Source organism: Marinobacter profundi (assembly GCF_002744715.1).
Lineage (GTDB): Bacteria > Pseudomonadota > Gammaproteobacteria > Pseudomonadales > Oleiphilaceae > Marinobacter > Marinobacter profundi.
The window spans coordinates 436585-449381 of record NZ_KZ319367.1 but is presented as its reverse complement, the minus strand read 5'-3'; the positions used below and the strand labels follow the sequence as shown (position 1 = coordinate 449381).

The following is a 12797-nucleotide window of genomic DNA, read 5'->3' as shown; positions in this document are numbered from 1 at the left end:
CGCCGTGACACCAATCACATTATTGCAGCATCACGGCGCCGTCAGGAATGCTTGCACAGTACGTCATCCAGCTCTGGCAAGCGGTCGGCAGCGGAACCCCGCTCTACCCTGCGCACCGGGACCTGATAGGGCACCACCGAGGGCCGGACGTAGTCGGTATTGACCGCCTTGTCACCCTCGCCCTGCCGGGTACTCACTGGCTCGCAGTAAACCTGCAACTCCACCACGCCACGCAGGCCGGTAATACGCCCGTGGTCACCCGGGTTGATCGCCATACACATTACTTCCGCAGCTGCCGGCTGATTGGTGCCGGCAAGCCGGTCCATACGGGGCTCGGCACAGGCACCAATGTCTCCGCCGCAGGCCCGCGCCTCATCCTGCGAACTGTCGGAGAGGCGCCATACCCGCTCACTGCACTGGGTTTCCACCTTTATCGTGCTCGCTTTGTCATCGGCGAACCACCAGCCAGGATATTCAGCGGTTTGCCAGCTTATCCGCACCTGGCGCGCTTCTCCCGCCGAGTTCTCCGCCGGGAACATCGCAAAATGACTGTAATAGGAAGCACAACCCTGCATTCCAGACACCAGCATCAGCATCAAGCCGGTCCTCCGGATACGCCGGCCATACCCTTCGCCTGCCCTGATCATTCGTCCCCTGCACTCACGCCCGCAATCCTGTCAGAAATCATCGGTTCGCTAACTGCTGCCACCGTTGCCCAAACGGCCCATTGTCGCGCGGGACCCGCCGCCAAACCGCCTATCACTCCGCAAACCGGCAAAGCCGGCCACGGGCAAGCGCAGAAATTTTCTCCAGGTGTATTGACACTGCGACCAACAGAAATGAGAATGGTTGGCGTTTAATACATCGAACCATTCAGGTTACGGTTAACACATCTGAATCCGGTAAAGGACACACTGCTATGCGAATGAAACTGGCCGCAACTGCCGCAATGGCCCTGTCAGTCATGCCCCTGGCCGCCAACGCCGAAGGTGAGGTTAATATCTATTCCTACCGCCAGGCCTACCTGCTGGAACCGCTGCTTGATGCCTTTACCGAAGAAACCGGTATCAAGACCAACGTGGTATTCGCCAAAGACGGTCTGGCCGAGCGCCTTGAGCGCGAAGGTCGTAACAGCCCGGCAGACCTGGTAATGACCACCGACATCTCCCGCATCAACGAACTGGTCGAGCGGGACCTGGTCCAGGCCGTGGATAATGACGTCCTTGAACAGAACATTCCCGCCAATCTCCGCCATCCAGACGGCAAGTGGTTCGCACTCACCACCCGTGCCCGCCTGATCTTTACCTCCATCGACCGGGTTGAAGAAGGTGAGATCACCACTTACGAAGACCTGGCCGACCCAAAATGGAACGACCGCATCTGCACCCGCAGCGGCAAGCACCCCTACAACATCGCACTGATTTCCTCGATGATTGCCCATCACGGCGAGGAGAAAACCGAAGAGTGGCTGCGTGGTGTAAAAGACAATCTGGCCCGTAAGCCCCAGGGTGGCGACCGCGACCAGATCAAGGCGATTGCCGAAGGCGTATGCGACGTAGCTATCGGCAACAGCTACTACTATGGCAACATGCTGGCCGACGACAACCAGCGTCCGGCCGCCGAAGCGGTGCGCCTGGTATTCCCGAACGCAGGGGATCGCGGCACGCACATCAACATCAGTGGCGCAGCCCTGACCAAGAGTGCGCCGAACCAGCAGGAAGCCATCAAGCTGCTGGAATTCCTGTCCCGGGAGAAGGCCCAGCAGATCTATGCCGAAGCCAACACCGAATACCCGGCCAACCCGGCGGTCAAACCATCCGGCATAGTTGCCGAGTGGGGAGAGATCAACCCGGATTCGCTGTCGTTGCAGGAAATCGCTGAAAATCGCAACGCAGCGGTCAAGATGGTCGACCGGGTCGACTACGACAACTAAGATGTTGCCCCGATCCAGGATAAGCAACTGATTATGACCCGGGTCATTGCGACCCGGGTTTTGTGTTATCAGAATTGCAGCTTTTCAAACCGACAACAGGACGAGCATGGCCCAGGTAGCATTAACCGGCAACGAGCCTCGGGTGGAACAACCCACGCTGACCAGACGACCCTCCAAACGCTGGTACATCGCCGCCGCCCTGATTACCGCCATTGTCGCCCTGCCGGTTCTTTCGGTGCTTTACCTCGCCCTGTTTCCCGATGAGAACATCTGGCCTCACCTGCTGGAGACCACGCTCCCGCGGTATCTGATCACCACCCTGCAACTGATGGCGGGGGTCGCCATCATTACCCTTGGCATCGGGCTTGCCACGGCCTGGGCTGTCACCATGTGCGAATTCCCCGGGCGGAAGTTCTTCGAGTGGGCCATGCTGTTGCCGTTTGCAGTGCCGGCCTACGTGATTGCCTATGTCTACACCAGCCTGCTCGACTATGCCGGCCCAGTGCAGAAAGCCCTGCGGGAATGGTTCGGCTGGTCCAGCGCACGGGATTACTGGTTCCCGGAGATCCGCAGCCTCGAAGGTGCCACCCTGATGATCGGCCTGGTACTTTATCCCTATGTCTACCTGCTGGCCCGCGCCGCCTTCCTTGAGCAGTCTCCGTCGCTGTTCTCGGTCAGCCGCAGCCTGGGCCACTCGGCACTGAGCACCTTCTTCCGGGTGGTATTGCCCATTGCCCGCCCTGCCATAGCGGTGGGGCTGTCACTGGTTCTGATGGAGACCCTCAACGACTTCGGAACCGTAGACTTCTTCGCGGTCCAGACCCTTACTGCCGGACTCTTCGACACCTGGATGAACCTGGGCAATCTCGGGGGCGCTGCCCAGATTGCCACGACAATGCTGGCGTTCGTCGTCATTCTGGTAACCCTCGAGCGGTATTCCCGACGCCGTCAGGAACAGTTCGCCGCACGCGATAACCGCGACCCCATCCGGCGCTTTACCATGTCATTCCCGCGCCAGATGGTCTGCGTGGTGGTCTGCGCCATTCCAGTCGTCCTCGGCTTCGTAGTGCCTGCGCTCACCCTCGGCACCTACGCCCTGGAATACTTCGAGGAGAGCTGGAATAACGAATTCTTCCGCAATACCATCAACAGCCTGTTCCTGTCGGGAACCGCCGCGCTGACCACCCTGCTGGTTGGTATCACCCTGGCCTACAGCCGCCGCCTGCACAACACCCGCGGCATGCAGGTCTTGATGCGTCTTTCCAGCCTGGGTTACGCCATGCCGGGGGCAGTGCTAGCCGTAGGGGTCATCATTCCGCTGGCAGGGTTCGATAACTGGCTGGACAGCCTGATGCGGGATTACTTCAATGTGAGCACCGGGCTGTTGCTCAGCGGTACCGCGTTCGCCATGGTGTTCGCCTACACCGTGCGCTTCCTGGCGGTGTCGGCAGGCAGCGTGGAAAGCGCCTTGCAGAAGATCACCCCGAGCATGGACATGGCCTCCCGGTCCCTCGGGCACACCCCGGGCCAGACACTGGCCAGGATTCACCTGCCCATGCTGCGTGGCACACTGCTTACGGCGGCACTGGTGGTGTTTGTTGATTGCATGAAGGAACTGCCGGCGACGCTGATTCTGCGACCATTCAATTTCGACACCCTGGCCACCTATGTGTACCAGTTTGCCTCCGACGAGAAGCTTGCCCACAGCGCCCTGCCGGCACTGATCATCGTGCTGGCCGGCATCATTCCGATCATCCTGATGAGCCGCTCCATCGCCAGCTCCCGTACGTTTACCTGAAGCAACGGCCGCCCGGCGGACAGCGGAGGGCTGAACTGCTACCTGATGCTAGCGGATCGTAGTGCGCGCATCCTGAACCACAAACCGCCCCTCAAACGTCGCAGCAGGTGCCCGCACCGGCGACATGGTGGGTGAGCCACAGTAAACCTCGGAACGCAGGTTGAGCCGACCCTTGCCATGGCGGGCCAGGCTCTTGCGGAAGCGGGCCATATCGTCGGCACAGGGCAGCCGGCAGACCGCGTAGAAGTCGTCATCGACCGGTTCAAGGTATTCCATACTACCGATCTGGACCACCACGCTGCCTTCCAGCCCCCAGTCTTCAAGCGCCAGCTCTACCAATCCCCACGCCGCCACCACCGCAACCGCATACACGCTCCCGCCGAAACCGGTTCCCTGGTGATTGTGGTTGGGCTCCAGCGGTGCATTGACTACCAGCTGCTCGCCGTCGTAGGCAAACAGCCGGACCCCCAGACTGTTGGTCAAGGGAATCGACTCGTTGATCCGTTTCTGAAAACGCGCCAGTTGGGACATGATTCCTCCTTCTTTACCTATCCAGTTTAGGCCCGCCCATACACTTTCCCTATGCGACTTATGTCGGCTTTTTGCATCCATCTGTAGCGCCGGACCGGCACCGGATCACAACGGCAAAGGGCCCACCGAGGCGGGCCCTTTGAGGCACTTTCAGGAACAGGAAAGCTGGGATGATCAGACTACTGCCAGATCACCGGCTGACGGCGGGCGTACCACTCATCCACCTTGCTCTGGTAGGCGTCTTCCACCACATTCCGCTTGAGCTTCAGGGTGGGCGTCAGGAAGCTGTTCTCAATGGACCATTCGTCACTGACCACGGTAATGAAAGCCAGTTGCTCGTGGGGGTCCACCGCTTTGTTCACCTCACTGATCAGGTCTTTGAAGCTGGCTTCCAGGGATTTGCGGAATGCTTCGTCAGCCATCTTCGGCCGCACTTCTTCGCCCAGCATGACCAGGGCATGAGGCTGGGTCTGATTAGCCCCCGACACGCACACCATTTCGATGGCACCGTGGGACATCAGGCGGTTTTCGATGGGTGCCGGCGCAATGTACTTGCCTTTGCTGGTCTTGAAAATTTCCTTGATCCGGCCCGTCAGCTTGAGGCGACCCATCTCATCCAGCTCACCCTTGTCGCCGGTTTTGAGGAAGCCATCCTCGGTAAAGGTCTCGCGGGTTTTCTCCTCATCCTTGTAGTAGCCCATCATGGTCGCGGGACTCTTCACCAGCACTTCGCCCTGCTCGCTGATCTTCACCGCCACACCCGGCAGCGCCTCACCAACATAGCCGATGCGCGTACGGCCCGGCTTGTTCATGTGGGAATAGGCAAAGTTCTCGGACATGCCATAGCCTTCCAGCAACTCCAGGCCAAGGTTGCGGTACCAGGCCAGCACATCGCTGGACAACGGTGCCGAGCCACTGCCCGCCAGCTTGACCTTGTCGAGCCCCAGGCCCTTCAGCACCTTCTTCTTGATCAGCTTGTTGAGCACCGGGATTTTCAGCAGACGGTCCAGTTTTTCCTTGGGCACCTTCTGCAGCACACCGTGCTGGAATTTCACCCACAGGCGCGGCACCGAGAGGAACAGCGTCGGCCGCGCCCGCTGCAGGTCCTGTACGAAGGTGTCCAGCGATTCGGCAAAAAACAGCTGGAAACCTGCGTACAGTGAGCCCAGCTCAACAAAGGTCCGCTCAAACACGTGGGACAGCGGCAGGTAGGACAGCATCCGCTCACCGGGCCCCACGTTCAGGCCGCGAATACCGCCATCCGCTGCAAACGCCATGTTGGCAAAGCTCAGCATCACGCCCTTGGGACGGCCAGTGCTACCGGAGGTATACACGATGGTGGCCAGCTCTTCCGGGTCCCGCGGCGGGTTGCCTTCGAGGGGCGGATAGCGGGCAATGATGTCATCCCAGGTCTCATAGTCGTTGGGCGGGCTCAGCGGATAGGACACACAACGCAGGGAATCCGGCACCCCCGGCTTCATCATGTCCCAGTCATCAAGCTTGCCGACAAACAGCAATTCGCAGCCACTGTGTTCGAGTATGTAGCTTACGGTATCGGCATTGAGCGTCGGGTACAGCGGGACGGAAACGTGTCCGGCCATCCAGATGGCCCAGTCCGACATGATCCACTGCGCACAGTTCTTGGAAATGATGCCGATCCGGCTGCCCGCCGGCAGGTCGAGGGATTTCAGGTAGGAGGCCATCCGGCGCGCCTCCCCCACTGCCCGGCGCCAGGTGTATTCAGCCACCTTGTCACCACCCATCGGCTGGGTCATGTAGATCTGCTCCGCCTTTGCCGATTCCCAGTGGTAGAGCATTTCAAGGGGTTGTCTGAGCTTGTTGTCCATGGACTGTCCTTGCTTTGTGATTATTGTGGCTTCATTCGACTTTAGTAGCGTATTTCACCATACCCGGGGCCGTCAAAATGTGACGCAAATTAAACTCTTTCCGGCTCTTGGAGCTATTGACGCAAAAACCCGGAAAATGGTTCGCTCAGGCAGCATTTCGGGCACGCAATGGTGGTTTTTCAGCACCAAAGCCCACACCCTGTGATAAACTCCCGCTCCTTGAATTACCGATATCCTCGAGACATTTCAAAACCAGCTAACCCAATAGATTCAGGGAGACCGGCGTATGGCCAAGCAAACTCTGCGTACGATGTTCGGCGCGATGCTGCTGGCAGCTGTGGGACTTACCCAGGCAGCTGACCAGAAAACCGTTGCTATTACCCAGATCGTAGAACACCCCGCCCTGGATGCCGTCTACCAGGGCGTCCGCGATGAACTGGCAGAACGTGGTTATAAGGAAGGCGAAAACCTGAAGATCATGCACGAGAGTGCCCAGGGTAATTCGGCCATCGCGTCCCAGATTGCCCGCAAGTTCGTGGGCGAGAACCCGGATGTCATCGTTGCCATCGCCACGCCTTCCGCCCAGACCGTGGCCGCTGCAGCCCGCAACCTGCCGGTGGTGTTCTCCGCCGTGACCGACCCGGTCGCCGCCAAGCTGGTTGCCAGCCTCGAAGCCCCGGGCGGCAACATTTCCGGTGTAACCGACATGCTGCCACTGGATCGCCACATCGACCTGCTGCAGCGCCTGGTGCCGGATGCCAAGCGCATTGGCACCGTCTATAACCCCGGCGAAGCCAATTCGGTCGCCCTGGTCGAACTGCTTGAACAGAGCCTGGCCAAGCGCGGCATGGAACTGGTCAGGGGCGCGGCAACCAAAACCTCCGAGGTGCTGGGCGCTGCCCGCTCCCTGGTCGGCAAGGCCGATGCCATCTACCTGACCACCGATAACACCGTCATCAGTGCCGCCGAAGCGGTGGTGTCGGTCGGCGAGCGTGCCAAGATCCCGGTGTTTGCGGCCGATACCGCAACCGTCAGCCGCGGCGCAGTCGCAGCTCTCGGCTTCGACTACTACGATCTCGGCCGCCAAACCGGTGCGATGGTCGCGCGCATCCTCGAAGGCGCCAACCCCGGTGACATGCCGGTGGAGTCCATCGACACACTGGACCTCTTCGTCAACCCCGCAGCAGCCGAGAGAATGGGAATCTCCCTGTCTGAAGACGTGATCAGCGAAGCCGAGGAAGTCGTAAACAGCGACAAATAACCCGAACCTACCGGCGGGATTTCACAAGAATCCCGCCGGTACCCTGACAGCGAAATCTATCCCATGCTCAGTGAAATTGCTCTTTACGGTGCCATCGAGACCGGCCTGATCTACGGTCTTGTTGCCTTCGGCATCTATCTTTCCTTCCGTGTTCTTGATTTCCCGGACCTGACCGTCGATGGCAGTTTTCCGCTAGGTGCGGCGGTAGCGGCCGTCCTGATTATCGAGGGCGTCAACCCCTGGCTGGCGACCGGTGCCGCAATTCTGGCCGGCATGGCCGCCGGTGCGGTAACTGCCCTGCTCAACGTGAAGCTCAATATTCTCAATCTGCTGGCTTCCATCCTCACCATGATCGCGCTCTATTCCGTCAATCTGCGGATCATGGGTCGACCGAACGTGGCACTGCTGACCGAAGACACCGTCCTGACACCTTGGTACTCCCTGGGGCTGGAATTCCACCAGGTTCCGGTGGTGCTCTTTGCGATCGTAACCGTGGTGTCGCTGCTGCTGCTGTGGCGCTTCATGAAGTCCGAAACCGGTCTCGCCATGCGCGCCACCGGCGCCAATGCTCGGATGGCCCGGGCCCAGGGCATTGCCACCGGCGCGATGATTGTGCTCGGGGTGGCCCTGTCCAACGGCCTGGTTGGCATGGCAGGGGCCCTCTTTGCCCAGAGCCAGGGCGCCGCCGACGTCACCATGGGTGTAGGCGTTATCGTTATCGGCCTGGCATCGCTGATCGGCGGTGAAGCCGTGCTCACCCCCTCGACCGTGCTGCGCGCACTTATCGCCTGCGTCATCGGTGCCATCATCTACCGCCTGGCCATAGCCTTTGCGCTGAACGCCGATTTCCTCGGCCTGCAGGCACAGGATCTTAACCTCATCACCGCGGTACTGGTCACCCTGGCGATTGTCCTGCCCGGGGTGCGCAACTCGGTCCGTGCGCGCCTGACACGCAACAGCAACTGAGGGGGGTTAACCATGATCAGTGCAAGCAACCTGAAACTGACCTTTGGCAAAGGTACACCCCTGGAAAACCCGGCGCTGCGGGGCATGTCCCTGACCGTAAACCAGGGTGAATTCGTCACCGTGATCGGCAGTAACGGTGCCGGCAAGTCCACCTTCCTGAATGCCCTGGCCGGCGAAGTGCTGGTGGACAGCGGGCAGATCATCGTGGATGGCGTAGACGTCACCCGCTTGCCCACCCACAAGCGCGCCAACCGCGTGGCACGGGTGTTCCAGGACCCCCTCGCGGGCACCTGCGAAGGCCTCAGCATTGAAGAAAACCTGGCGCTGGCGATCAAGCGCGGGCAGAGTCGCGGCCTGAGTGCCGCCGTCAAGGCACGCTATCGCGATACCTTCCGCAACAGCCTGGCCAAGCTCAATCTCGGCCTGGAAAACCGTCTCGGCGACAAGATGGGGCTGCTGTCCGGTGGACAGCGTCAGGCCGTGAGCCTGTTGATGGCGAGCCTGACACCGTCCAGCATCCTGCTGCTGGACGAGCACACCGCCGCCCTCGACCCGAAAACCGCCGACTTCGTACTGGAACTGACCAAGGACATCATCTCCGAGCGCAAGCTGACTGCGCTGATGGTCACCCACAGCATGAAGCAGGCCCTGGAAGTGGGCGACCGCACGGTGATGCTGCATCAGGGCGAAGTGGTGTTTGATATTGCCGGTGAGGAACGGGAAGGCCTGCAGGTGAAGGACCTCCTGGCGCTGTTCGAGCAGCAGCGTGGCCTGACCGTGGACGACGACAGCCTTTTGCTGGGCTGACAAACCGGGCGGGGCCATTGCGGTCCCGCCCGACACCTCATCTTCGTGGTTTCACCTGGCTCAGTGGCCGTACACCAGCATATGGGTGTTGCTGATCACCAGGTCATCCATGAACACAGTGCCCACAGACACCCCGCCCACCAACACCCCGCCGATACCCACGTCTGCCGAAAACTCATGCAGATCGATGGCCAGGCTTTCCACGCCGGCGGCATTCGGTGCCTTGTAGATATCCAGGTTGACCCGCGCAAACAGGTCCAGTGGCTGCGGCGCCGACAAATCGTAGCCGGCACCCGTCAGGCTCAGATCCCGGATGCCCAGCGCCAGGAACGGCACATCAAAGTCCATCCGGTCGATGGCAAAATCCGTCCGTACACCCATCATGTCGGTCTGGGTGTCGACACGAATGGTGCCAGAGCCCAGCAGACCGTCCATCTGGAAGTTATCCAGGACCAGCGTGCTGTCCTGGGTGCCCGTCAGTTGCCAGGCGCCGGTACTGATACGGAAGTCCACCGCGCCGAACGTATTCGGCAGGATGTTGATGACCGCATCGCCGTCTGCCAGCACATCGATGTTGATACGGATATTATCCAGCAAATCGCTGGCCGGCATGTTGGTCATGTTGGTACCCAGCTCGGCAAACAGATCGGTACGGTTGGCACCGCCAATCTGAATGTTGTCAATCATCAGGGAACCTTCATCGGTGTAGATAAAGCGGTCGATGTTGAGCTTGGTCTCCAGCTCGATGGTGACACCTGCCTGACCGGTGATGTTGCCCATCGTCAGGTCATCCAGTAGCTGGATATCGGCCAGCGCGGCCGCAGGTAGTCCGGCAACCCCCAGCGCCAGCAGGGTTCTCTTCAGGCCTTTCATTATTGTCGTCCTTTTTTAATCATTATTTGGCATTCCCTGTGGGACGACTGCCAACACAATCCCACCCCGCTACTTTAACGACAGGTCACCACAGGCGGCGTGCTTGTAGTCACAGTTCGTTGAGTTTTCTAATGGTTGCAAGGGCTAACCCAGCCTGTTTTTTGACCACAACATCTAGTGTCGGAGGAGAAACCGGCGCCAACAGCCCCGTGGGGTGAGATTTTTCGCGGTTTCAAGAGCCTGCCAATTGATTTTGCATAAACCTGAAGCCCAACCGATAGTTCTCCTCTTCTTCACACACCACTATATCCTGTTATACTTCTCCGAAACGCACCCATATGTAGGGCCTCGAAGAAAAGCCAACGCGCTGCCTTCCGCCCCACACACGGGGCGAAGCTCGGCCAGAGAAACAACAAGAACCATAAAACCTGCCCCAGCGGGCAACCGGACCAGCACAAGATCAGCAACACCGTTACTACCACATATAGTGATCAGATAGTGGTCGGATAATGGTCATTTACAGTACAGACGTTACATAAAACAGGGGACAGAACCGCGCGCCAGTATGGACGAGCGTGGTTCTTTATCGGCAATATCGGAAGAATGAGGGTGGCAATGAACGCGAAGGCACAGGCAGTGGTAACCACGATCCCAATGCAGGAAGCATCACTTGATATCTGGAGCAGCAAGTATCAGCTCAAGACCAAGACCGGTGAGCCTGTCGACAAGAACATCGACGCGACCTACGAGCGTGTCGCCAGGGCGCTGTCCCAGGTCGAAGCCAAGGCTGACCGTACCCGGCACATGAAGGATTTCATCTGGGCGCTGCAGAACGGTGCCATCCCGGCCGGCCGGATTACCTCCAACGCCGGAGCCGAAGCCCACAAGCCGGCGACCTCCACCATCAACTGTACCGTTTCCGGGACCATTCATGACTCCATGAACGACATCCTGGAAAAGAACCACGAAGCCGGTCTTACCCTCAAGGCCGGTTGCGGTATCGGCTACGAGTTCTCTACCCTGCGTCCCCGTGGCGCCTACGTGGCCGGCGCCGGCGCTACCACCTCCGGACCGCTGTCCTTCATGGACATCTTCGACCGCATGTGCTTCACCGTGTCGTCTGCCGGCGGCCGTCGTGGCGCCCAGATGGCCACCTTTGATGTTCACCACCCGGACGTGATCGAGTTCATCCAGGCCAAGCGCGAAGATGGTCGCCTGCGCCAGTTCAACCTGTCCCTGTTGATCACTGAAGACTTCATTGAGGCCGTCAGGAATGACGCTGACTGGCACCTTTCCTTCCCGGTGACCACCAAGGAAGTCGAGGAAGAAGGCCTGGATGTGACTGACACCAGCAAATTCGTCTACCGCGACTTCCCGGTTGAAGACAGCTACGTCGTCAACAACGAAGGCAAGGTTGCCTGCCGCATCTACAAGACGGTGAAAGCCCAGTTCATCTGGGACACCATCATGACGTCCACCTACGACTACGCAGAGCCGGGCTTCATCCTGATCGACAAAGTGAACCAGATGAACAACAACTGGTTCTGTGAAGACATCCGTGCGACCAACCCCTGTGGCGAGCAGCCCCTGCCCCCTTACGGCAGCTGCCTGCTGGGCTCGGTGAACCTGACCAAGTTTGTCGACTTCCCGTTTACCGAGAAGGCCAGCTTCAACTACGAGAAGTATCGTAAGGTCGTGGCCATCTTCACCCGCATGCTGGACAACGTGGTCGAGATCAACGGCCTGCCGCTGGGCGAACAGCGCCACGAAATCATGCACAAGCGCCGCCACGGCATGGGCATCCTCGGCCTCGGCTCTACCCTCGCCATGCTGCGTATGCCTTACGGCTCCGACGAGTCCGTCCAGTTCACCGAAGAAGTGGTCCGCGAGATGGCCGTTGAAGGCTGGCGCCAGTCCCTGGCCCTGGCCGAAGAAAAAGGCCCCGCGCCGATCATGGATGAAGAGTTTGAAGTAACGCCCAAGATGCTCGCCAAGTGCCCGATGCTGGCAGAAGACGGCTTCAAGCTGGGCGACAAGATCAAGGGCCGCATCCTGCATGCCCGCTACAGCCGTTACATGCAGCGCATTGCCGAGGTTGAGCCGGAGCTGGTGGCAAAACTGGCCGAACAAGGTGGCCGCTTTACCCACCACACCTCCATTGCACCGACCGGTACCATCAGCCTGTCACTGGCCAACAACGCCAGTAACGGTATCGAGCCGAGCTTCTCCCACCACTACGCGCGGAACGTGATCCGCGAGGGCCGCAAGACCAAGGAGAAGGTGGACGTTTTCTCCTTCGAGCTGCTGGCCTACCGTCACCTGGTGAACCCGGGCGCCATGCCCTTCTCCCAGGACGAAGATAAGAAGCTGCCGCCGTACTTCACCACCTCTGATGACGTAAGCCCGGACCAGCACGTGGATATCCAGGCCGCGGCACAGAAGTGGGTGGACTCGTCCATCTCCAAGACGGCGAACGTACCAACCGACTTCCCGTACCAGGACTTCAAGAACATCTACATGTACGCCTTCGAGAAAGGTCTCAAGGGCTGCACCACCTTCCGCTTCAACCCGGAGGCCTTCCAGGGCGTTCTGGTCAAAGAGAAGGACCTGGAGAACACCCAGTATGAGTTCACCCTGGATGACGGCAGTAAAGTTGTGCTGAAAGGCAACGAAAAGGTCGAGTATGATGGCGAGATCCACTCCGCCGCCAACCTTTTCGACGCCCTCAAAGAAGGCACTTACGGTAAGTATTAATCCGGGACAACCGACACAGGACATTCA

Annotated in this window: 10 protein-coding genes; 6 read left to right on the top strand and 4 right to left on the bottom strand. The window is 59.5% G+C overall.

The window, feature by feature from the left end; all coding sequences use genetic code 11:
• Positions 1 to 41 precede the first annotated feature (41 nt).
• Positions 42 to 647 (bottom strand): hypothetical protein, encoded by a 606-nt coding sequence (locus CLH61_RS01995; RefSeq protein ID WP_228152498.1) that lies wholly within the window; start codon positions 645 to 647, stop codon positions 42 to 44.
• 272 nt (positions 648 to 919) lie between these two features.
• Between CLH61_RS01995 and CLH61_RS01990 the strand changes: the two genes are divergently transcribed.
• Positions 920 to 1933 carry a Fe(3+) ABC transporter substrate-binding protein gene (locus tag CLH61_RS01990; protein ID WP_099613023.1) on the top strand — a complete coding sequence of 338 codons (1014 nt, stop codon included), beginning with the start codon at positions 920 to 922 and terminating at the stop codon, positions 1931 to 1933.
• Positions 1934 to 2039: 106 nt separating this feature from the next.
• Positions 2040 to 3731: an ABC transporter permease gene (locus CLH61_RS01985; protein ID WP_099613022.1), complete on the top strand. Its 1692-nt coding sequence runs from the start codon at positions 2040 to 2042 to the stop codon at positions 3729 to 3731.
• A gap of 48 nt (positions 3732 to 3779) precedes the next feature.
• Here the strand turns inward: CLH61_RS01985 and CLH61_RS01980 are convergent, their stop codons facing one another.
• Positions 3780 to 4262, bottom strand: coding sequence for a YiiD C-terminal domain-containing protein (locus tag CLH61_RS01980; RefSeq protein ID WP_099613021.1), 483 nt, complete (start codon positions 4260 to 4262; stop codon positions 3780 to 3782).
• A 179-nt stretch (positions 4263 to 4441) separates the two neighbouring features.
• Positions 4442 to 6109 carry an AMP-binding protein gene (locus CLH61_RS01975; protein ID WP_099613020.1) on the bottom strand — a complete coding sequence of 556 codons (1668 nt, stop codon included), beginning with the start codon at positions 6107 to 6109 and terminating at the stop codon, positions 4442 to 4444.
• Positions 6110 to 6395: 286 nt separating this feature from the next.
• Here CLH61_RS01975 and CLH61_RS01970 point away from each other — a divergent pair, with 286 nt between their 5' ends.
• The 3 genes from CLH61_RS01970 (at position 6396) to CLH61_RS01960 (ending at position 9143) form a co-directional block, all read left to right on the top strand.
• A complete protein-coding gene (locus CLH61_RS01970; RefSeq protein WP_099613019.1) occupies positions 6396 to 7370 on the top strand; it encodes an ABC transporter substrate-binding protein in 975 nt (324 codons plus the stop codon).
• A 63-nt stretch (positions 7371 to 7433) separates the two neighbouring features.
• Positions 7434 to 8336, top strand: coding sequence for an ABC transporter permease (locus CLH61_RS01965; protein WP_099613018.1), 903 nt, complete (start codon positions 7434 to 7436; stop codon positions 8334 to 8336).
• A gap of 12 nt (positions 8337 to 8348) precedes the next feature.
• Positions 8349 to 9143, top strand: coding sequence for an ABC transporter ATP-binding protein (locus CLH61_RS01960; RefSeq protein WP_099613017.1), 795 nt, complete (start codon positions 8349 to 8351; stop codon positions 9141 to 9143).
• Positions 9144 to 9203: 60 nt separating this feature from the next.
• Here the strand turns inward: CLH61_RS01960 and CLH61_RS01955 are convergent, their stop codons facing one another.
• Positions 9204 to 10016 (bottom strand): DUF6160 family protein, encoded by an 813-nt coding sequence (locus tag CLH61_RS01955; RefSeq protein ID WP_099613016.1) that lies wholly within the window; start codon positions 10014 to 10016, stop codon positions 9204 to 9206.
• 615 nt (positions 10017 to 10631) lie between these two features.
• On the opposite strand from CLH61_RS01955, the gene CLH61_RS01950 reads away from it, so the two are divergent.
• The gene (locus CLH61_RS01950) at positions 10632 to 12770 is read left to right on the top strand and encodes an adenosylcobalamin-dependent ribonucleoside-diphosphate reductase (RefSeq protein ID WP_099613015.1); all 2139 of its coding nucleotides are present in this window, start codon (positions 10632 to 10634) and stop codon (positions 12768 to 12770) included.
• Positions 12771 to 12797: the final 27 nt, after the last annotated feature.